The organism is Nonomuraea sp. ATR24, assembly GCF_041950485.1.
Taxonomy (GTDB): Bacteria; Actinomycetota; Actinomycetes; order Streptosporangiales; family Streptosporangiaceae; genus Nonomuraea; species Nonomuraea ceibae.
Genome location: NZ_JBGNUU010000007.1, coordinates 64,254 through 84,284, shown reverse-complemented (window position 1 = coordinate 84,284; position 20,031 = coordinate 64,254). Strand labels below are relative to the sequence as shown.

Annotated in this window: 22 protein-coding genes; 13 read left to right on the top strand and 9 right to left on the bottom strand. The window is 71.9% G+C overall.

What is annotated here, in order from left to right:
• Nucleotides 1-187 precede the first annotated feature (187 nt).
• From ACBI99_RS19545 to ACBI99_RS19535, 3 genes are all read left to right on the top strand, one after another.
• Nucleotides 188-1,072: a LysR family transcriptional regulator gene (locus tag ACBI99_RS19545; protein ID WP_375072983.1), complete on the top strand. Its 885-nt coding sequence runs from the start codon at nt 188-190 to the stop codon at nt 1,070-1,072.
• A 68-nt stretch (nt 1,073-1,140) separates the two neighbouring features.
• Entirely contained in the window at nt 1,141-1,620 is a 480-nt protein-coding gene (locus ACBI99_RS19540) for a VOC family protein (protein ID WP_375072982.1), read from the top strand.
• A gap of 96 nt (nt 1,621-1,716) precedes the next feature.
• On the top strand, nt 1,717-2,151 hold the full coding sequence (locus ACBI99_RS19535; RefSeq protein ID WP_375072981.1) for a PASTA domain-containing protein: 435 nt from the start codon (nt 1,717-1,719) through the stop codon (nt 2,149-2,151).
• On the opposite strand, the gene ACBI99_RS19530 is transcribed toward ACBI99_RS19535, so the two are convergent.
• Nucleotides 2,120-2,764 carry a TetR/AcrR family transcriptional regulator gene (locus tag ACBI99_RS19530; RefSeq protein ID WP_375072980.1) on the bottom strand — a complete coding sequence of 215 codons (645 nt, stop codon included), beginning with the start codon at nt 2,762-2,764 and terminating at the stop codon, nt 2,120-2,122. The two genes, ACBI99_RS19535 and ACBI99_RS19530, sit on opposite strands and share 32 nt — an antisense overlap.
• A gap of 101 nt (nt 2,765-2,865) precedes the next feature.
• Between ACBI99_RS19530 and ACBI99_RS19525 the strand changes: the two genes are divergently transcribed.
• The 3 genes from ACBI99_RS19525 to ACBI99_RS19515 are packed head-to-tail and all read left to right on the top strand — an operon-like array spanning nt 2,866 to nt 5,276.
• The gene (locus tag ACBI99_RS19525) at nt 2,866-3,831 is read left to right on the top strand and encodes an oxidoreductase (RefSeq protein WP_357587762.1); all 966 of its coding nucleotides are present in this window, start codon (nt 2,866-2,868) and stop codon (nt 3,829-3,831) included.
• Nucleotides 3,832-3,891: 60 nt separating this feature from the next.
• Complete coding sequence (locus ACBI99_RS19520; RefSeq protein WP_375073143.1) at nt 3,892-4,347, top strand: RNA polymerase sigma factor; 456 nt, start codon at nt 3,892-3,894, stop codon at nt 4,345-4,347.
• Entirely contained in the window at nt 4,344-5,276 is a 933-nt protein-coding gene (locus ACBI99_RS19515; RefSeq protein WP_357587760.1) for a hypothetical protein, read from the top strand. Before ACBI99_RS19520 ends, ACBI99_RS19515 begins: the two co-directional genes overlap by 4 nt.
• Nucleotides 5,277-5,280: 4 nt before the next feature.
• On the opposite strand, the gene ACBI99_RS19510 is transcribed toward ACBI99_RS19515, so the two are convergent.
• Together ACBI99_RS19510 and ACBI99_RS19505 are read right to left on the bottom strand one after the other, a co-directional pair.
• The gene (locus tag ACBI99_RS19510; RefSeq protein WP_375072979.1) at nt 5,281-6,474 is read right to left on the bottom strand and encodes an FAD-dependent oxidoreductase; all 1,194 of its coding nucleotides are present in this window, start codon (nt 6,472-6,474) and stop codon (nt 5,281-5,283) included.
• 1 nt (nt 6,475) lies between these two features.
• Nucleotides 6,476-7,033, bottom strand: coding sequence for a TetR/AcrR family transcriptional regulator (locus tag ACBI99_RS19505; RefSeq protein WP_375072978.1), 558 nt, complete (start codon nt 7,031-7,033; stop codon nt 6,476-6,478).
• A 441-nt stretch (nt 7,034-7,474) separates the two neighbouring features.
• Between ACBI99_RS19505 and ACBI99_RS19500 the strand changes: the two genes are divergently transcribed.
• Nucleotides 7,475-8,014 (top strand): RNA polymerase sigma factor, encoded by a 540-nt coding sequence (locus ACBI99_RS19500; RefSeq protein ID WP_219507108.1) that lies wholly within the window; start codon nt 7,475-7,477, stop codon nt 8,012-8,014.
• Complete coding sequence (locus tag ACBI99_RS19495) at nt 8,011-9,162, top strand: hypothetical protein (RefSeq protein WP_375072977.1); 1,152 nt, start codon at nt 8,011-8,013, stop codon at nt 9,160-9,162. Before ACBI99_RS19500 ends, ACBI99_RS19495 begins: the two co-directional genes overlap by 4 nt.
• 202 nt (nt 9,163-9,364) lie before the next feature.
• On the opposite strand, the gene ACBI99_RS19490 is transcribed toward ACBI99_RS19495, so the two are convergent.
• Nucleotides 9,365-9,931: a TetR/AcrR family transcriptional regulator C-terminal ligand-binding domain-containing protein gene (locus ACBI99_RS19490; protein WP_357587750.1), complete on the bottom strand. Its 567-nt coding sequence runs from the start codon at nt 9,929-9,931 to the stop codon at nt 9,365-9,367.
• Nucleotides 9,932-10,123: 192 nt separating this feature from the next.
• Here ACBI99_RS19490 and ACBI99_RS19485 point away from each other — a divergent pair, with 192 nt between their 5' ends.
• Both ACBI99_RS19485 and ACBI99_RS19480 read left to right on the top strand, forming a co-directional pair.
• Entirely contained in the window at nt 10,124-11,296 is a 1,173-nt protein-coding gene (locus ACBI99_RS19485; RefSeq protein WP_375072976.1) for an MFS transporter, read from the top strand.
• A 48-nt stretch (nt 11,297-11,344) separates the two neighbouring features.
• Nucleotides 11,345-12,151 (top strand): alpha/beta fold hydrolase, encoded by an 807-nt coding sequence (locus ACBI99_RS19480; protein WP_375072975.1) that lies wholly within the window; start codon nt 11,345-11,347, stop codon nt 12,149-12,151.
• Between the two features lie 252 nt (nt 12,152-12,403).
• Here ACBI99_RS19480 and ACBI99_RS19475 read toward each other — a convergent pair whose 3' ends face one another.
• Nucleotides 12,404-13,933 (bottom strand): MBL fold metallo-hydrolase, encoded by a 1,530-nt coding sequence (locus ACBI99_RS19475; RefSeq protein ID WP_375072974.1) that lies wholly within the window; start codon nt 13,931-13,933, stop codon nt 12,404-12,406.
• Between the two features lie 119 nt (nt 13,934-14,052).
• Between ACBI99_RS19475 and ACBI99_RS19470 the strand changes: the two genes are divergently transcribed.
• On the top strand, nt 14,053-14,442 hold the full coding sequence (locus ACBI99_RS19470; protein ID WP_375072973.1) for a GrpB family protein: 390 nt from the start codon (nt 14,053-14,055) through the stop codon (nt 14,440-14,442).
• Nucleotides 14,443-14,495: 53 nt separating this feature from the next.
• On the opposite strand, the gene ACBI99_RS19465 is transcribed toward ACBI99_RS19470, so the two are convergent.
• From ACBI99_RS19465 to ACBI99_RS19455, 3 genes are read right to left on the bottom strand one after another with little or no spacing between them, the layout of a single operon-like run.
• On the bottom strand, nt 14,496-15,923 hold the full coding sequence (locus ACBI99_RS19465; RefSeq protein ID WP_375072972.1) for a hypothetical protein: 1,428 nt from the start codon (nt 15,921-15,923) through the stop codon (nt 14,496-14,498).
• A 36-nt stretch (nt 15,924-15,959) separates the two neighbouring features.
• The gene (locus ACBI99_RS19460) at nt 15,960-16,646 is read right to left on the bottom strand and encodes a response regulator transcription factor (RefSeq protein ID WP_219507120.1); all 687 of its coding nucleotides are present in this window, start codon (nt 16,644-16,646) and stop codon (nt 15,960-15,962) included.
• 5 nt (nt 16,647-16,651) lie between these two features.
• Nucleotides 16,652-17,749 (bottom strand): sensor histidine kinase, encoded by a 1,098-nt coding sequence (locus ACBI99_RS19455; protein WP_375072971.1) that lies wholly within the window; start codon nt 17,747-17,749, stop codon nt 16,652-16,654.
• 125 nt (nt 17,750-17,874) lie between these two features.
• Between ACBI99_RS19455 and ACBI99_RS19450 the strand changes: the two genes are divergently transcribed.
• Nucleotides 17,875-18,264 carry a hypothetical protein gene (locus ACBI99_RS19450; protein WP_219507123.1) on the top strand — a complete coding sequence of 130 codons (390 nt, stop codon included), beginning with the start codon at nt 17,875-17,877 and terminating at the stop codon, nt 18,262-18,264.
• Between the two features lie 134 nt (nt 18,265-18,398).
• Nucleotides 18,399-19,064 (top strand): maleylpyruvate isomerase family mycothiol-dependent enzyme, encoded by a 666-nt coding sequence (locus ACBI99_RS19445; protein WP_375072970.1) that lies wholly within the window; start codon nt 18,399-18,401, stop codon nt 19,062-19,064.
• 131 nt (nt 19,065-19,195) lie between these two features.
• Here ACBI99_RS19445 and ACBI99_RS19440 read toward each other — a convergent pair whose 3' ends face one another.
• Nucleotides 19,196-19,978: an alpha/beta hydrolase gene (locus tag ACBI99_RS19440; protein ID WP_375072969.1), complete on the bottom strand. Its 783-nt coding sequence runs from the start codon at nt 19,976-19,978 to the stop codon at nt 19,196-19,198.
• Nucleotides 19,979-20,031 lie beyond the last annotated feature (53 nt).

The following is a 20,031-nucleotide window of genomic DNA, read 5'->3' as shown; positions in this document are numbered from 1 at the left end:
TGCCGCGCCTTCGCGGCGGGAGCCGTCCCGGGAAGCCGGAAGACCGTCGAGCCGATGGCAGACGACCCTGGGCAGGCGTGCCGAACCAGCCGGGTCACCTCGTACAGGGCCCGCGCCGGCCGGGCCGTCGACGGATGGTCGCCGCCGGCGCCATGAACCGAGCGGGACGGTCGCTAACGTACGGGGCATGGAACGGCGCGACATCGAGATCTTCCTCACCCTGGCCGAGGAGCTGCACTTCACCCGCACGGCGGAGCGGCTGGGAGTCAGCGCAGCCCGGGTGAGCCAGACGATCAAGCAGTTGGAGCGCCGGTTCGGTGTCGCGCTGTTCCAGCGGACCAGCCGCCAGGTGGCGCTCACCCCCGTCGGCAGCGCGCTGCGGGAGGACGTGGAGGCCGGGCACCGGCGCATCCAGGAGGGCATCGCCAAGGCGGTCGCCGCCGGGCGCGGCTTCACCGGGACGCTGCGGGTGGGCTTCTCCAGCCCGCTCGTGGGCGAGGCCCTGATGGCCGCCGCCGAGGCGTTCCGCGCCCGCCATCCGGGCGGCGAGGTGCGCATCCGCGAGGTGCACCTGTCGGACGCGTTCGGCGCGCTGCGCACCGGCGAGCTCGACCTGCAGATCACCGAGCTGCCCGTACGGGAGCCCGACCTGGCGAGCGGTCCCGCGCTGCTGCGCGATCCCCGCGTGCTGGCCGTCTCCGCCAGGCATCCCTTCGCCCGGCGTGACAGCGTCACGGTGGAGGACCTGGCCAGGGACGCCGTGCTCGTGCCCGCCGACGCGCCCGCGTACCTGCTGGACGCGATCATCCCGGCACGGACCCCCGGCGGGAGGCCCGTCCGGCGCGAGCGGGTGCTGACCTCGCGGCAGGAACTGCTCACGCTGGTCAGCGGCGGCGCGGGGATGGCCGTGGTGGGGAACCAGGCCACGCGCTATCACGCCCGGCCGGACATCGCCTACGTGCCCATCGCCGGTCTGCCGCCGATCGAGTACGGGCCGGTCTGGCCGGCCGGCGGCCGGACCGATCGGGTGCGTTCCTTCCTCGCCCTCCTCCAGGCCGAACTGGATCGTTAACCCAGGGGTTGACGGTCGTTGCGGATCTCGTCGTTGTTGCAGGTCGGCGCCGTGGCCAGGATGGAGTCATGACCACGACGAAGGAGCACACCATGACGAACCCCATCCCCGAGGAGTACAAGGGCGGCGTTCCCTACCTCAACGTGCACGACGCCAAGGCGGCCATCGACTTCTACCGGCGGGCCTTCGACGCGGACGTGCGCATCGAGATCCCCCGCCAGGGCGGCAAGATCGCGCACGCCGAGTTCCGGATCGGCGACGCGGTGTTCATGCTGCGTGACGAGTACCCCGAATACCGCTTCCTCAGCCCGAGGACGATCGGCGGCACGCCGGTCAACCTGATGGTCTTCGTGGCGGACGTCGAGACGTTCGCCGAACGCGCCATCGCCGCGGGAGCGCGTGTGATCCGGCCGGTGGAGATGCAGTTCCACGGCGATCTGCAGGTCGAGCTGGAGGACCCGTTCGGCCACTCCTGGTTCTTCACCAGCCGGGTCGCCCACATGGACGCCGCCGAGCTGCAGGAGACCGCGTCCGCGGTGAACCTCTGAGCGCGGCCGCCGGGCCGGCCCTGATCCGAGAGTAACGCCCCGCCTACTTTTCGTGATTCAGAAGGGTCGGCCCACCGCTCCCAGGAGGCTCCAGCCATGCACCTCGCCCGTGCGCTCACCCCCGCCGCGCTCCTGATCGTCGCCACGGCGGCCGCCTGCTCCCCGGCGGCCCCGTCGACCACCCCGCCGGCCACCACGCCGGCGCCCGCCGTCACCGTCACCGCGACGACCACCACGACCCCGCCACCATCGGGTGACCTAACCACTGACCAGCCGGAATCCACCGCCCCCAGCCGCAGGAGCGCCCAGCGCGTCCGCCTGCCGGACGTCGTCGGCATGAACCTCCAGGCCGCCCAGGACCACCTCCAGGCCACCGGCTTCTACATCCTCAACGACAAGGACGCCACCGGCCAGGGCCGCCTCCAGGTTCTCGACCGCAACTGGGTCGTCGTCCGCCAGACCCCGGCCGCCGGCAAGCGCGTCCCCACCTCCACGCTGATCACCCTCTACGCGAAGAAGCTGGGCGAATAGCGCGGCCGCTACCCGTCCGCAGGGCGCCGGCGTGGGCGGCGGCCAGGGTCACCTCCACCGCCCGGTCGGCGGTCGTCTCGTCGACCGGGTCGGCGGTGATGAGCAGGCGCAGGTAGATCGGCGCGGCCAGGGTCTTCAGCAGCTCGGCCGGATCGGTGCCGGCGGGGAGCTCGCGGCGCTCGACGGCGCGGGTGACCACGGGTTCGGCGCGGGCGAGGCGGTCGTCGAAGACGTGGCGCCGCGCTGCCGCGATCTCCGGGAGGTGGGCCGCTCCGGTGAACATGGCGGCGAGGATGGCCTGCCCGGTGGGGCTGGTGAAGGTCTGGACGATCGAGCGCGCCAGCGCCCGCAGGTCGGTCTCGATCGCGCCGGTGTCGGGAACGGGGACGTCCGTCGCCATGTGCTCGGCCAGGGCGTCGGTGAGCAGGCTCTCGCGATCCTTCCAGCGCCGGTAAACCGTCGTCTTGTGGACCCCGGCGCGCTGGGCGACGTTCTCGACGCTGAGCGCGGCGTAGCCCTTGTCCACGAGCTCGGCGAGCGTGGCGGCGTGCACGGCGGCGCGCACCTTGACACCGCGGCCGACCGGCCGGGCCGGGGGGTGATCAGACTGCATTGCAACTCCAAGTTGCGATATTCGCAGGATGGATGACAGGATGACTCTATCGCAACTTTGAGTTGCGATACATTCGCCTGCGTACCCTGAGGTGACACACCATGCGCAACCCTCCCCCTTGGACCTTCCACGCCATCCCCGACCAGAGCGGACGCGTCGCGGTGGTGACCGGCGCCAACAGCGGCATCGGCTACGTCACCGCCCGCGAGCTGGCCCGCCGGGGCGCGCACGTCGTCCTGGCCTGCCGTGACCCCGGACGCGGCCGGGCCGCCCTCGCCCGCATGCGGGACGAGACGGGCAGCGCCCACCTGGAGCTGCGGCGGCTGGACCTGGGCAGCCTGGCCGCCATCCGGGAGTTCGCCGACGGCTGGGACCTCGGCCGCCTGGACCTGCTCGTCAACAACGCCGGGGTGGCGATGGTGCCGTACGCCAGGACCGCCGACGGGTTCGAATCGCAGTTCGGCGTCAACCACCTGGGCGCCTTCGCCCTGACCGGCCTGCTCCTGCCGCACCTGCTCGCCGCGCCCGACCCGCGGGTGGTCACCGTCAGCAGCGAAGGCCAGCGTTTCGCCCGCTTCGACCTGGACAACCTCAACGCCGAACGCCGCTACCGCACGGCGTTCGCCTACGTGCAGTCCAAGCGGGCCAACCTGTACTTCGCCGTCGAGCTGCAACGCCGTGCCGACGCCGCCGGGCGCCAGCTCCGCAGCATGGCCGTCGCCCCCGGCCTCACCCGGACGAACGTGCTCACCGGCGGCGCCAACAGCGGCAGGGGACGGCTGTACGCGACCCTCACGCGGCTGCTGGTGCGCGCGGCCTTCCGTCCCACCCCGGAAGGCGCGAAGACCTCCCTGTACGCGGCGACCGAGCCGGATCTGCCGGGCGGCAGCTACGTCGTCCCCGACGGCGTGCTGCAACTGCGCGGCGAGCCCACCCGCCGGACCCGCGAACGCGCCGTCCGCGACACCGCCACGGCCGCCCGCCTCTGGCAGCTCTCCGAACGGCTCACGGGCGTCACGTACGCGCTGTCCACCACGGCGGCTCCGCTGCCGGGAAATGGTCTGTGACCATCGGGCGTATCGGCTCGTCCTCAATGACGTGACTGTCGTTCAAGCCCGGAGGCCCCCATCATCGAGGAGCTGTACCGCGAGTACTGGCCGCTCGTGTGCGGATTCCTCCAGCGGCGCACCCGAGACCCCCATCTGGCCGAGGACCTCGCCCAGGAGACGTTCATCAAGGCCACCAGGGCGTTGTTCGGCTGGCGTGGTGAGAACCCCGGCGCGTGGCTGCTCGCCATCGCGCGCAACGTACTCATCGATCACGCCCGGCGCCGCCGCCTGGAGCTGCCGTTGCCCGATCCCGGCGAGCTGGCGGTGCCCGCGCTCGACGTCGCCGCCGTCGACGTCCGCGAGGCCCTGGACCGGGTGCCCGAGCAGCACCGGAGGCTGCTCCTGCTGGTCTACATCGAAGGGTTCTCGCTCGTGGAGGTGGCCGCGATGACCGGGAAGAGCACATCGGCGGTGAAGACCGCGATCTGGCGGGCCCGCGCCGCCTTCGCCGACAGCTACGGAGACGACGCATGACCGAGCAGCCCGAACCCCTGCTGATCCCCGAGTTCGACCCCAAGGCGACCCGGCGCGCGATACGCCGCGGCATCCGCAGGACCGCCGTGCTCGTGCTGGGCGTCCTCACGGCGCTCGCGCTGGTGGCGACCCTCGGTTCGGCGCTGATCCAGACGCGCGGCGACCGGGAGGGGCGGATGGTCCACGTCCTCGGCACCGCGCTGCAGATCGCCAAGCCCGCCTACACGGTCACGTCCTGGACGTGCTGCCGGACGGAGCCGCTGTCGATGTCCTTCACGGTGACCGCCGCGCCGATGCGCGCGCACGGCGGGTTCGGCCTGCAGAGCCGGCCGGATTTCACCGTACGGCAGAACCTGTTCGGCGGGGTCGAGGAACTGCCGTGGGCGCAGCTGGCGAACACCACGCTGACCCAGGCGCTGTTCAACATGGGCACCCAGCTCCAGCGCAAGCCGGACATCCGGCAGGTTCTGGCGAGGTTGCCGCAGGACATGAACGCTCTCGCCGTGGTGGAGTTCGAGCGGCCGCTCACGGCCGACTCGCTGGTCGGCTTCGCCCGGCAGTACGGCGCGTGCCCGGAGAAGGTGGTGTACGAGGCCCGTCCAGGGGCGGCGCCCATCACCTGGGGCAGCGACATGACCACGTTCCTGGGCGTCGCCCCGGAGAGCCAGGTGACCAGGTGCAGTGATCTTCCCCCGGAGGACCTGGCGGCCTTCCGATCCTGGGTGAAGACGCTGAGGCAGCACGACGAGCCCAATCTGCGCCGGTTCGACCTGACCCTGGCGCGGCTGCGCAAGGCATCGGGCGAAGGGCTCGCGTACGGCTACGTCGACCAGCTGGTGACCGTCAAGCAGCTCAGGAAGATCATCGAGGATCCGCAGGTGCGCGCGGTGCGGCTGGCCGACGTGACCTTCGAGCTCGAACGCCCCTGACGCGTCATGCGGCGAGGTGCTCCGGGCGGACGCCCAGGCCGATGAAACGCCCCAGGAGGTGGCGCAGCGGCGGCAGCGTCCGGAACGCCGTGAGGACCGGCGGCACGTGCCGGGTCGTGTCGTCGCCCAGGTCCTTGGGGTAGAGGTCGCGCAGGATGCCGAGCTGGAAGGCCTGGGTGATCCGCGCGGCGCGCGCTCTGCGCGCCTGCACCCGGGCCAGGTCGGCGTCCTGTGGCGCGCCGCCCCGGGCGAGAAGCGGGCCGAGCAGGTTGGCGGTGGCCACCGCGTCCTGCACGGCCAGGTTGATGCCCACGCCGCCCGCAGGCGACATGGCGTGGGCGGCGTCCCCGATGCACAGCACTCCTGGCCGGTGCCAGCGCGACAGCCGGTCCACCCGGACGCTCAGATGGTGCACCGCCTCCCAGTCGTGGATCTCCTCCACGCGCTCGCGCAGGGCGGGGGCCAGGTGCGCCACCCGGCCACGGAACGCCGGCAGCCCGGCGGCCCTGAGCTCGTCGAAGGCGCCGGCCGGGATCGCGTAGGCGAGCTGCCAGTAGTCGCCACGGTCGATGGAGATCAGCGCCCCCTTGCCGCCCTGGAAGAACGGCACGTCGTCCCGCGGGTGGCGGGGCAGGCGGAACCAGAGCACGTCCATGGGCGGCGAGGCGCTGACCGGGGTGAGGCCGGCGGCGGCCCGTACGGTGGAATGGCGGCCGTCGGCCCCGATCACCAGGTCGGCCCGCACCTCCACGGGACCGTCGGCGGTGTCGGCCAGGACGCCGGTCACCCTCCCCCGCTCGGTGAGCAGTCCCGTGGCCCGGGCGCGGCGCAGGAGGCGGAAGGAGGGGTAGGCCGTGGCCTTTCCGGCCAGGAAGTCCAGCACGTCCCACTGCGGCATGAACGCGATGTAGGGGCAGCGCACGTTCAGCCGGCTGAAGTCGGCGAAGGTGACGTCCCGGCCGCCCAGGTTGACCGTGACCTGCGGCATCCTGGTGTGCGGGAGGTCCAGGAACTCCTCGATCCAGCCCAGCTCGGCGATCAGTTGCAGGGTGGAGGGGTGGACGGTGTCGCCGCGGAAGTCGCGCAGGAAGTCCGCGTGCTTCTCCAGCACGATCACCTCCACGCCCTGACGGGCCAGCAGCAGCCCGGCCATCATGCCCGCGGGGCCGCCCCCGACGACGCAGCACTGTGCGCGCATCTCATCCTTCTTCCGGAAAAAGCAGCCCGACCAGGGCCGCGACGTCGATGGGGGTGCCCAGCCGCCGGTTGACGGCGACGGCGGCGAACAGGGTCCTGGCGGCCGTGGCCGTGTCGTGCGGGCGCAGCTCGCCGGCCTCGACGCGTTCGAGCAGGAAGTCGCCGATGAGCCGCTGGCCCTCGCCCACCAGCGCCGCCAGCGGCACGCGGGCCTGGGCGGAGCTGAAGAACACCGCCATCAGCTCGGCGTTGTCGGCCAGCAGCCGGTCGAACGCCGCCAGCGTCTCGGCCAGCACCACGACGGCCGGCCGCGGGTCATTCTCCTGCTCGGCCCGCAACTCCCGCAGGCGCGGCAGGAAGCCCCGCTCCGACAGGAGCGTCTCCACCATCGCCTCCTTGCTGTCGAAGTAGCGATACAGCAGCCCCGGCGTCACCTCGGCGGCCTGGGCCACGTCCTTGACCGTGGCCCCGTCCACGCCCTTGTCGGCGAACACGCGCAAGGCCGCGTCCAGCAGCCGCTCCCGGCGCCATGCCGCCTGCTCACTTCGCGTCCTGGACACTGCCCCACCTCATTGAGTAAACGTTTATTCAACGTAGCACGCGCACCAAGAAACGAGAAGGGGCATCCGGTAGGCAAGGGGCAGAGTCCCTCGTTCGAGGGGCCCCCGCGCCGATTCCGGGCCGCCTGCCGGCGTACCGGGAGACGATCAAGGTGGTGGTGGTCGGCGACGAGCGGCTCGGGCCGGCGCTCCTCCGGACCGCGAGCGGCCTGGAGGTCGCAGGAGAGGCGGCGACCGCCGAGGAGGCGGCGGGCGGGGGCGGCCGGGCTGCTGCCATGCGACACCCCGCCGGCTCGGATGCTGCCGGCGGTCCGGGCTCGCGGCAGCGAGGGCGTGGCCCAGGTGCGGACACCCTGGGGCGTGCCCGAATCGGGATGTAAGAAAGCCTTCCTTCGGACCACTTGCTCTGTGAACGTTCGTCCCTGACCGAAGGAACCCGGCTTGCCAAACCCACCTGAGCGCTTCACCGCGCTCTACAACACCTACCAAGCGCGGGTGTACGGCTATGCGGCGAGTCGCGCCGGGCACCAACTCGCGGAGGAAGTGGTCAGCGAGACCTTCCTGGTGGCCTGGCGGCGTCTGGACAGCATCCCCGAACAGGCGCCGCTGCCCTGGCTGCTCCGCGTCGCTCGCAACATCCTGCGTGACAACTACCGGCAGGCCGCACGGCGCGAATCCCTGGAAGCCGAACTGCGCAGGTGGACCGACGAGGCGGTCACCGACGTGGGCGACCACGCCACCGAACGCGTCGCCGTACTCCGCGCCCTGGCCGGCTTGTCCGAGGCCGACAAGGAGATCCTGACCCTGACCACCTGGCACGGCCTGTCCACCACGGAAGCGGCCACGGTGCTCGGCTGCACCAAGGCCGCCTTCTTCGTCCGCCTGCACCGGGCGCGCCGCCGGCTCCAGGCGGCGGTCGAAGCCACCGGCACCACCACACCCCGCAAGCCCGTGACCGTTCCAGGAAGGAACCTGCGATGAGCCGCAAGCCCGACGCGATGGACCTGCTCGCCCTGGCCCGCCCGGCCTCGCTGGACCGCGGATCACGCGTCTCCGCTGACGACCTGCTGCTCAGGGCCACCGCCGAGGCGCCACCAGCACTCGCACGCCCGGGCCGTCCCCCGCGGTCCCGCCTGGTGGTCCTGTGGGCGCCGCTGTCCACGGCCGCGATCGTGGCCCTGGTCCTCGCGGTGGTGACGAACCTGGCGCCGACCCCAGCCGTGCTCACTCCGCCGAGGACCAACCAGGAACTGTACGACCTGGCCGACAGGATCGAGAAGCTGCCCGCAGCCGGCGGCGCCTACTGGCGGGACGTGCGAATCGACGGCAACAGCCTGTCCGTCCGCGGCTACAGGCTCATCGTGACCGGCCGCCGCGAGACCTGGCAGCCGCGCGATCCCGCCGATCCGGTGCTCACGCAGGTCTGGCGGCAGGACAGCGCCCGCCCGGCCACGGCCGCGGACGAGCGCGCCTGGCGGGCGGCGGGCGCTCCCGCCCAGGTCAAGGGGCACTGCGAGACCAGCGGGCCGTGCGAGCCGATTCCGGTCGCCGACGAGCCGAAGGACTGCACGTACAGCCTGAGCCTGAATCCCGCGGGAACCTATCCCGACACCTCGGTCAGCGAGTTCACCATGGCGGACCTGGCCGCGATCCCCACCGATCCGGCCCAGCTCGTGAAGCGGTTTCGCGCCTATCACGAGATCTGGAACGGCCGCGGCTTCACGCAGCCGTTCGAGGAGTTCCTGCCGATCACCGCGAACCTCCTGAGCATGCCGCTCAGCCCCGCCCAGCGCGCCGCGATCATCCGCGTTCTGGCCGGCCTGCCGACCACCAAGGTCGTGGGCACGGTGACGGACCCGCTGGGCAGAAGGGGCATGTCCGTGGACTTCGGCGGTGCGGGAGGCTCCCTGGTGTACTCCGACAAGCCGCGCAAGGAACTCCCGGTCTACGACAGGCACATCCTCGACCCGGCGACGGGGGTGACGCTGGCGCGCGTCTCCCACGCGACCCGCACCGCCCTGGGAGCGACCAAGGGAGAGGTCATGGGTTACCAGGCTCGCGGCCCCGAATCGGGCTGGACCGGACCGCCCGCGTCCCCGCCGAAGGGGTGCGGGAAGAGCCGCCGCTGACCTCCCGCTCGTGCCGATCCGCCGGTTGGTCTCGGCCGGCGGGCACAGCTTCCGGAGCGCCCGCAGGCCGCCGGCTCCTGCTGCCTGCTCGGAGCCGACGTCGTACGCCGCGCCCCGCCCCCAGAGCTTCACGCCTGTGGCCACCTCTGCCCGTTTGACGGGAGGGCTGCATGGACGAGGTTCTCGGCGGCGCGGCGTCAGGCTATTTCGGTAGCAGGTGCGACACGAGCGAACGCGCCCATTCGGGCGAAAGGGGCTGGTCGGTGAAGACGGCCCGGTAGTAGAGGGGGGCGAGCAGGGTCTCTATGGCGCGTTCGATGGTCGGAACCTCGTTACCCCGCGCCTGCTCCCGTTCGATGATGGCTTCGAGCTGTCGCTGCCGCTCCATGCGGCACACGCCGGCGCCTTCCCCTCCCGTGCCGACGATGGCGCGTACGAGCGCGAGAGTGTCCGGGTCGCTGAGGTCCCTGGCGAGGTCGTACGCATAGCGTTCCAGGTCCTCGCGGAGGCTGCCGGTGTCGGGGACCACGACATCGCCGGAGAAGCGGCTGGTCGCCACGTCGGCGAGCAGCTCGCCGACGGAGCCCCAGCGGCGATAGACGGTTGTGGCGTGCACCCCCGCGCGCGCGGCGATGACCGGGATCGTCAGCGCGTCGCCGGCCTCGTCGGCGAGCAGTTCCTTGACCGCCTGGTGGACGGCCGCCCGGACCCGGGCTGAGCGACCTCCGGGCCGGCTGTCGGTGCGCGGTGGAGAGCTCTGAGCTGGCATGTCTCCATTATTGCATCGATCACTGCTTTTAATTCGCAGTAATCACTGCGTTTGTGGTACGTTTCCAGCCACTAACGCAACGATCACTGCGAGGTCCCAGTGTCTGTTGATTCCTGCGATACCGCGTCCTCTGGCACCGCCCCTCCTGTCGTCGGTCCGCATCGCCAGCCGTGGCGGGGCGCCTTCTCGTCCGTGGCCGCCGTCCTGGTGCTGTTCCTGGCCGCTTCCAGTGCGCCGTCACCGATCTACGTGATCTACCAGCAGCAGTGGCGGTTCACGGCGTGGGTGCTGACCGTGGTCTTCGCTCTCTACGTGTTCGGCCTGCTGGCCTCGTTGCTGGTCGTGGGAGCGCTGTCGGATCATCTCGGTCGCCGGCCGGTGCTCGCCGCGGCGATCGGGCTGGAGGCGGTCGCGCTGGTGTTGTTCCTGGTCGCGGGAGACGTGTGGGTGCTGTCCGTCGCCCGGGTGCTGCAGGGTGTCGCGACCGGGGCGGCGACGACCGCGCTGAGCGCCACTCTGGTCGATCTCGAACCGGAGTCGGCTCGCGGCCGGGCGGGCGTGGTCACGTCGGTGGCGCCGTTGACCGGGCTGGCTCTGGGCGCGGTCGGCAGTGGTGTGCTGGTGGAGTTCGGTCCGGCGCCGACCCGGTTGATCTATGCGCTGCTGCTCGGAGGCATGGTTCTGGCGGGGGTGGTCGTCGCCCTGCTGCCGGAGACGTCGCTGCGCAGGCCGGGAGCGCTGGCCTCCCTTCGCCCCCGGGTGGCGATGCCCGCACACCTGCGCGCCGACATCGTCCCGCTGGTGCCGGCGATGATCGCCACCTGGGCGCTGGCCGGCATGTATCTGTCCCTCGGCCCGTCGGTCGCCGCGGAGCTGCTGGGGCTGCGCAGCCATCTCATCGGCGGTGTCGTCGTGACGTTGCTGGCTGGCACCGCGGCGCTCGCGGTCGCCCTGCTCCGCTCCCGCCCGGCGTCCTCGCTGCTGGCTCCCGCCGCGGCGCTGCTCGGGCTCGGCACGTTGATCTCGCTCGCCGGGGTCGCGGGCGATCTCGTCTGGCTCGCCGCGGCCGGCACCGTCGTCGCGGGCATCGGCTTCGGCGGGTCGGTGCTGGCCACGTTCGGCACCTTCGCCAGGATCGCCAGGCCACACGAGCGCGGCGCGGTCTTCGCGCTGGCGAACATCATCAACTATCTGGGCAACAGCGTGCCCGCCGTGCTCGGCGGCATCGCCGTCACCGCCCTGGGACTGAGGTCCGCCACCGTGATCTACGCGCTGGCGATCGCGCTGATCACCTTCTCCGCCTTCCTCCTGCGCCTGAACCAGCTACGGCTCCAGTCCCGCATGGCCCCGGTCCCCTGCGACTGAGGCCCCGACGAAGACATCCCTGCCAATTTCGAGAAATGAGGACGAAGCATGACAACTACGCACAAGATCAGGCAGGACCGGGAGGTCCGGCGGCCCGGTGGCACGACGATCCGCTACACGGCCAGCGGTCCGGCGGGAGGACCGGCCCTGGCTCTCATTCATGGCTGGGCGTGCGACCGCCGCGACTTCGACGCGGTGATCGACCATCTGCCCGACGACCACCGCGTGCTGGCGATCGACCTCGCCGAGCACGGCGAGTCGCGGTCGGCGCGCGAGGTCTGGACGATCGAAGAGTTCGCCCGCGACGTGGCCGCGGTGCTGGAGGCTGAGTCGGTGGACAGGGTGGTCGTGGCCGGGCACTCCCTCGGCGGGGCGGTCGCCGTCGAGGCGGGCCGGCTGCTGCCCGGCAGGGTCTCGCACGTGGTCGCGCTCGACGCCTTGCACTATCTGTCCCTGTTCCCGGCGATGAGCGAGCAGCAGGCCGAGGCGATGCTGCGCGTGTTCAGGGAGGACTTCGCCGCGGGCGTACGGGGCCTGGTGGAGGGAGGCTCGCCGATCGGGACCGACCCGGCTCTCAAGGATGCGTACTTCGAGAAGATGGCAGCCGTGCGCCAGCCCGCCGGGCTGCGTTCCATCGAGGGCCTGGTGCGCTGGGACATGGACGCGGCGCTGCGCGAGACGGAGCAGCCGATCACCGTGTTCGCGATCCGCGACCTCATCACGCAGGATGCGATCGACCGCTACGGTGACCGGCTCGACATCGTGCTCGTCGACCTGGGCAGCCACCACTTCCCGGTGGAGTCGCCGGAAGACACCGCGAAGCTCCTGGCCGGCGTGGCGCCCTCCCCTGCCTGACCCTTGCTAAGTCAGGTGGACCTGCCCCCGCCTGCACGCCTTCGCCCGCGCGACTCGTTCCGGTGGGGCCCCGAGGCGTTCCTGCCGAAGAGGGGGCGCGTCGGGGCGCCGCAGCAGCCGGTCGGCTTGGCGGAGGACGGCCCGCAGGTACTGGCGGGTGCCGGTGTGGCCGGGTCGATGAGCATGCGGTACATGGCCGCCCCGACGATCATGTCGATCACGGTGTCGAGGTCGGCGTCGTCCGCGTGGAGGTCATCGGAACTCCACTCGCCCCAGGTCGGCGCCGGACGGGGGCGGCACGAAGTGGGGGGTGTGCCCGGGCTGCAGCCGCCAGCCGGGAGTGAGGACGGTGTCCATGTATCGGCGCAGCTCCCGTACCCCTTCCTCACCGGGCGTCCCGTGGGCGAACGCGGAGGCGACCAGGCCGGACTGGTAGCGGGTGTTGTCGTGGGCGAACAACGGCACGGTGGCGGGATCGGCGGCCAGCAGGCTCTGGATGCGCCGGGCGGCATCGAGCTGGCGGGTCGTGTCGGCGCCGCCGATGGTCATCTGGCGGACCTGGTCCGTGGCCAGGTGGGGCAGGGTGTAGAGCGTGTCGCCCATGAACAGCACGCTGCCGGAGTCCAGGCGCAGCAGCACGCACATGTGGCCCGGCGAGTGGCCGGGGGTGGGGAGCAGGACGAGGCTGCCGTCGCCGAAGTGGTCCTGGGCGGCGGGGAACGGGCCGAAGGCGCCGGAGTCGAAGGCGGGGAAGGACAGGTTGTCCTTGACCAGGTCGAAGGAGTACGGGTAGACCGTGCCGTGCTCCCAGTCGCGGCGGTCCAGCACCACCGTCGCCTGGGGCAGGCCGCGCAGCCCGCCGGCGTGGTCGTCGTGGACGTGAGTGAGGAACACGGTGGTGATCTCCCTGGCGTCGTAGCCGAGCCGGGCCAGGCGTACCCGCAGGTCCTGATCGGGGGTCAGCCTGTACTCGTCGCGCTGGGTCAGCAGGCGCGAGACCATCTGGTTGTGGTTGTAGTACCCGTCGTGATCGTGGGCCTGTTCCCAGTTGACGCCGCTGTCGACCAGCAGGAGGCCGTGCCGAGGGTGGTCGATGAGGTAGGCGAACACCGGCACCGCGATCTGCGCCTTGTCCACCAGGGTGCGCAGGTAGCCGTTCAGCCCTTCCCAGCCGTCCAGGCCGCCGTAGAATTGGCCGTACGTGACGATGGTGTCGCCGGTGTGAATCGGGAACACCCGTACGGCGCCGTCGTCGATCCGCCGCCGCCCGCCCGGGGCGCGCACGGCCGCCCGCCGCTCCTGCTCGCCCCGCGCCAGCACCTCGCGTCGCTGCCGTTCCACCCGATCGACGGACAGTACGCCCAGCGCTCCCAGCGCCAGTCCGGCGCCGCCTGACAGGAAGGCGCGCCTGGTGCTCCGCGCCTCCCGGCCGCCCGCTGCCCGGCGCCCGCGCAGGAAGGCGACCGCCGCCCATGCCAGGCAGGTGACGGCGGCCAGGGCGAGCAGCACCGGCAGGTCCGTGACGTAGTAGACGACCGCGAGGTAGAGCCCGAGGGTGCCCAGACCGGCCAGGACCCCGAGGTACGCCCGCACCCGGCGCCGTGTGGCCGGCCGGCCGAACACGCCGGGCCACAACAGCCCGGCCACCGCCCCGGCCAGCAGCAGTCCATAGACCACCAGCAGCGGCACCGGCACGTCCTTCGTCCGCAGCACGACCAGCCAGGCGGTGCCGACCGCGAACGCGGGGACGAGTAACCCGATCTTGCCCAGAACCTTCAGCATCCCGGCCACCCCAATTCGTATACGCATACGGATGCGTTTACATAATAGGACTGCCGTAAGCCCTGCTGCGCCCAGCAGGGACAATCAGGGCATGGGCAATTCGATCGAGGTCGTGGACCATGACTCGGCCTGCAGGCGGAGTTCGCCGCGATCGGGAAGGCGTTGCGCGGGGCACTCGGCGACGGCTCGGCCTGACGCATCGGGCGGACAACCCCGAGCTGACCAAGCGCTACTTCCGCGAGGCCCCGGGCAGCCGCCGCACCCACGTTCACGTACGCGAGCTCGGCAGCTTCTCCCAGCAGCTGCCCCTGCTGTTCCGCGACTACCTGCGCGCCCATCCTGACGCCGCGGCCGAGTTCGCCGAGGTGAAGCGGCGGTGCGCGCGGCAGTTCCGTGATGACCGGCAACGGTATGTCTCCGCCAAGGAGCCTTTCGTCTGGGACATCGTGCGCCGCGCCGACACGTGGGCCCAGCGCGTCGGCTGGCGACCGGGCCCCAGCGACGCCTGACCCGACCGACGCCACTACCCCGCGGGGCATGGACGGGCACCCGTGACGCCGGCTCACTGCTTCTGACCAGGTAAGCCCGGTCCGACCTGGCGGGTGCGGAGCCTGGCGAGCGCGACGATCAGCAGCGCGATCGAGGACCAGGCGGCCCAGTCGCCCAGGCTGGTGTAGACGGTGGAGGCGCCCTGCCGCGGCAGCGCCGCGTACACCGTGTTGACCGTGTTCGCCGTGTTCGCCGTGTTAACCCCGGGCTCGCCGCTGCGGCCCTCGGCCAGCACCCGCCCACGGGTGTCGCTCACCGTGAGGAACCCCTGGCGGGCCGCGCGAGCCACCGACAGCCCGCTCTCCACGCCGCGGACCATCGCCATCCGGCTGTGCAGCCAGGCGTCGTCGTCGAAGTCCCAGGCGGGCGCGAGCAGTGCGGTGGCGCCGGCCTGACGGTACTGCCGCACCAGCCACGGGAAGTCCAGGTCCTTGCAGATGATCAGCCCCAGGGTGGTCCGGTCGAGGAAGGCCAGCGCCCGTCCAGGGGTGAACTCCGACTCCAGCCCGGGTATCAGGTGGTGTTTGTCGTAGCGGACGCCGGTCGGGGTGGCCAGCGCGGTGTTCGTCCGCGTCGCGCCGGCGCCGAGCGCGACGCCGGTGACGACCTCGACCCCCGGCCCGGCCGGCGGCAGCCGAGGGGTGTCGGCCTTGAACGTCTTCTCCGGCAGCACCACGATCTCGGCCCCGCGGGCGGCGGCCGCGTCGACGGCCTGGCCGTAGCGCCGGAGCAGGTCGCGCCCCTGCGGGGAGTCCAGCTCCTCGGTGTCGCGCGGGTGGTCGGTGGAGATCAGCGCGACCGTACGGTGCCCCTCGCCGTCCTGGCCGGCGCCGAGCCGGGTGAAGCCGTACGCCGCCACCAGCGCCGCCAGCGCGCCCGCGGTCACCGCGACGTGGAGCCGGTGCGTCGCGCCGGGCGCGAGCAGCGCGGCCACGGCGGCGGGCGCGAACAGAAGCAGGAAGGTGATCCCCCACACTCCCGTGACGGCCGCCGTCTGCAGGACGGGCAGCACGTCGGCCTGGGTGTAGGCCAGGCTCCACCAGGCGCCGTGCGGACCGGCCCGCGCCATCAGGTATTCGACGCCGACCCACAGCGCCGGCACGGCGAGCGCGGCCGTCAACGGCCGCCGCCGCGCCAGCAGCGAGCGGTGCAGCAGCACGCCGAGGCCGTACAGCAGCGCCGGCCCGCCGAAGAGGCCGGCCGCCACCAGGGCGGGCATCTCGAGCGTCCCGGCGAAGTACGGCCACAGCTGCAGCTGCCCGCCCAGCCAGGCCAGAGCGCCCGAGGCGAACGCGAGCCCGGCCCCCACCCGGGGAGCGGCGACCAGCACGGGCAAGGGAGCGAGCCAGGTCAGCCAGGCCACGGGGTGCAGGCCGGTGCCGAAGTGCAGCAGGACAGCCGAGGCCAGAGCCGCGACGAGCGGGATCAGGGCACGTCTCATGGCGACGATGTTGCTGGAGGCGACCCCGGTGGCGCGTCAGTCCTGAGTATGATCCCCGAGGTCACTCTCACCGGCGACCACCAGGCCGCATTCGTAGGCGAACACCGCCGCCTGCACCCGGTCCCGCAGGCCCAGCTTCGTCAGGATGCGGCTGACGTGCGTCTTGACCGTGTGCTCGGTGACCACGAGCGTGGCGGCGACCTCGGCGTTCGACAGGCCGCGGGCGACCAGCCTGAGCGTTTCGCGTTCCCGCTCGGTGAGCGCCTCCAGCCGTCCCGCCAGGCGCGGCATCGGGTCGTGGGCCGGCCGTCTGACCAGGCTCTCCAGCAGCCTGCGGGTGGCGGCGGGAGCCAGCAGCGCCTCACCGGCGGCGACGGTGCGCACCGCGTGCGCCAGCTCGTCGCGGCGGATGTCCTTGAGCAGGAAGCCGCTCGCGCCCGCGCGTACGGCGTCGTACACGTACTCGTCCAGGTCGAACATCGTCAGCACCAGCACCTTCGCGGAGGTGGTCGCGCAGATCTCACGGGTGGCCTCGATGCCGTTCCTGCCCGGCATCCGCACGTCCATCAGGACGACGTCCGGACGCAGCCGCCCGGCCAGCGCGATCGCCTCGTCGCCGTCCGCCGCCTCCCCCACCACCAGCATGTCCGGTTGAGCGCCGAGGATCAGGCCGAACCCGGCCCGGAAGAGATCCTGGTCGTCGGCGATGAGCACGCGCAGCATGTGCGCTATTCAAGCGGAAAGACGGCCCTGACCACGTATCCGCCGGCCGGTCCCGGCCCGGCGGTGAGGGTCCCGCCACAGGACGCCGCGCGTTCCCGCATGCCGATCAGGCCGTAGCCGCTGCCGCCTCGGGCCGGGCCGCCGCCCTTGTCGGCGAGCTCGACGACCAGCTCCTGCGCGGTCCATCGCAGTCGCAGCCGTACGGCGTCCACCCCGGCGTGCTTGCGCACGTTGGTGAGGGATTCCTGGACGATCCGGTAGACGGCGGCTTCGAGGCCGGCGGGCACCGGCCGCCGCTCGCCCTCCACGGCGATGTCCACGTCCAGGCCGCTCCGCCCGGCCAGCGAGGCGAGCCCGTCCAGGCGCGGCTGCGCCGGCCCGAGGTCCTCCCCCGCCGGGACGGCCGAGGTGCGCAGGGCTGCGAGCAGGCCGCGCAGCTCGGTGAGCGCCCCCCTGCCGGTGTCGGCGATCGCGTCGAAGACGGCCTCGGCCCTGGGCGCGTCGCTCCGGACGACCACGGGCCCGGCCTCGGCCTGCACGACCATCAGCCCGACGGCGTGCGTGATGATGTCGTGCATGTCCCGGGCGATCCGCGCCCGCTCCTCAGCGACCGCAGCGGCGTGCTCCTGTTCGAGGCGGCGTGCCCGTTCGGCCAGTTCCGCGGTACGTGACCGGCTCGCCCGCGCGCTGGTGCCGAGCGCGTACGCGGCCACGAAAGCGATGCCGACCAGGCGGAACGTCTCGCTGTCCTCTCCCGGCAGCGCCAGGGACACCCCGACGATGGCGGCGATCGCGGGGATCGCGGCCAGCCGCTGCCGCGCGGGGCTGCGGTCGGCGATGGTGTGGACGGCGACCAGCGGGCCGAACGGCAGGAACGGCTTCTCCCAGAAGACCATGGCGCTCATCGCGGCGCCGACCAGCAGCGCCACCGTCATGGGTGCGCGCCTGCGCCAGTAGACGGGCGCGGAGGCGACCACGCCCAGGGCGACGATCCACCACGCCTTCGGGCCGGACACCAGCAGCGGGCCGAGGGTGGCCGCGGTGGTGACCGCCGCGATCACACCGTCGCCCCGCCGACCGGACAATCCACCGATCCAGGCCATCGGCCCATTATCGATCCCGAGCGAACGCCCGCGGAAATGAACCGAGCACGGGCCTGCGGCTCCTGTGTGATCATTGGCGAGTGCGACCTACGGGTAAGCCCTCCCGGCCATCCGTTCTGAAATGGGTGCTCATCGGGGCGGCCATCGGCGCCGCGCCTTTCCTCCTGCTGTACGCCGTCGTGGCGGTCCCCCAGTGGATCACCGATCACCGCTTGGCGAGCTTCGAGGAGCGAGCCCTCGAACATCCGATGCCGCCGGGCACGACGTTCGCCGGGTCCGAACCTCAGGAGCCCCTGAACGGGGACTCCGGCGACTGCTGGGTCGGCTTCACCTTCAACCTCCGCACCGAACGCCCGCCCGAGGAGATCAAGCGCTACTACGAGGCGGCTCCCTTCATGCGGGCTGACACGCACTTCTCCGAGCCGAGCGTCATCGTCCTGCAGAAGTCCGCCGGCCACGTGTCGGTCGCCGTCGATATGATTTCCTCCGGCACCTGGGACCTCCGCTGCTGGTGAACGCATCGCGCGGCCGTGGCCCCGTACCGGCAAGTCACCGATGATTTCGCGCCCTGGTGGAAGTCTTCACCTTCGACCTTCCTGACCGACCTGACGCGAGGACTCCTGTGACTGACGAGAAAAGGCCGTCCGACATGACCGATCCGGCACCGCAAGCACGCGGCAGCCGCGCGGCTGACCTCTGGCCGCTGGTGCGTGCCGAACGAGCGGCTCTGGCGGGCGACCTGGCGGAACTGACCGCCGAGCAGTGGGAGACGCCGTCGTTGTGTGCCGGGTTGACGGTGCGGGAGGTGCTGGCGCACCTCACCGCAGGGGCGAGCCTCAACGGCGTGCGGTGGCTGGCGGGGGTGATCCGCTACCGGTTCGACTTCGACAAGCAGGTCGCCATGCGGCTGGCCGAGCAGCTGGGCGCGACCACGGGGGAGACGCATGACAGGTTCCGCCGCGTCATCACGAGCACCACCAAGCCGCCGCTCCCGGTCATCGCGATGCTGGGTGAGACGGTCGTGCATGCCGAGGACATCCGGCGGCCGCTGGGCATTCGCCACGACTACCCGATCGAGACCCTCACCCGGGTGGCCGAGTACTACCAGGGCTCGGACCTGGTCGTCGCCGCCAAGAGACGGATCACCGGCCTGCGGCTCGTCGCCACCGACGGCCCTTTCGCCACGGGCTCCGGCCCGCTGGTGTCCGGCACCACGCTGGCGCTGGTGATGGCCACGACCGGACGCTCGGTGTTCTGCGACGAACTTGACGGCGACGGCGTCGACATCCTGCGCGACCGGCGCGACATGACCTGACCCGGGGCCGCCCGCAGCAGAACCCCGCCCGTCACCAGCGCCGCCACCGCACAGCCGCTCCGGGGCGATGTAGCCGGGCGAGCCCGACCGGGTGAGCGTCGCCTGCCCCTCGACGATGGCGATGCCGAAGGTCAGGGCAGAAGCCGTTGAACATCCTGAAAAATCCGCTCGGTGGCGGCGATCGCCGCCTCGTCGAGATTCTGGATGAAGCCGTGCTCCAGGCCCTCCTCCCGCCTGCTTGTCACCGCGACACCGGCTTCGCGCAGCCGCCCGGCATAGGCTTCGCCCTCGTCACGCAGGGGGTCCCGCTCGGCGGTGATCACCACGGCGGGCGGCAGGCCGTGCAGGCTGGGCGCGCTCAAGGGGCTCGCGGCCGGGTCGGCGGGGTCGGGCGTCCAGCAGGAGATCGCCTCGCGCAGGAATGCCGGGTCGAGCCCCCACCCGCCCTGCTCCCGGACGCTCGCCGACGCGAGCGTGAGATCGGTGTTCGGACAGATGAGCACCTGCGCGGCGGGCAGCGGCTCCCCGGCGTCGCGCAGCCGCAGGCAGGCCATCGTGGCCAGGTAGCCGCCGGCGCTGTCCCCGGCGACGGCCCACGGCTTCGCCCAGCGCAGCACCTCGACCGCGTCGTCGATCGCCGCCGGGTAGGGGTGCTCGGGTGCGAGCCGATAGTCGACGGCCAGCACCTCCACGTCGCAGGCGGCGGCGATCCGGCGGCAGGTGCGATCGTGGCTGTCGAGGTCGCCCAGGATGAACGCGCCGCCGTGCAGGAACACGATCATCGGCCGCGGCTCGTCGGCCGGCCGGTAGTGGCGCAGGCGCAGCTGGCCGGGGCCGCTCAGGTCGCTGACGTGCGGCAGGTCGGGTCCGGGGACGCGGGTACGCGGAGCGCGCAACGCATTGAGATCAAGCACAGCCTGACATCCTTCCTCATCGGCTGACTCACGGCGGGCACGGGCCTCCTGGA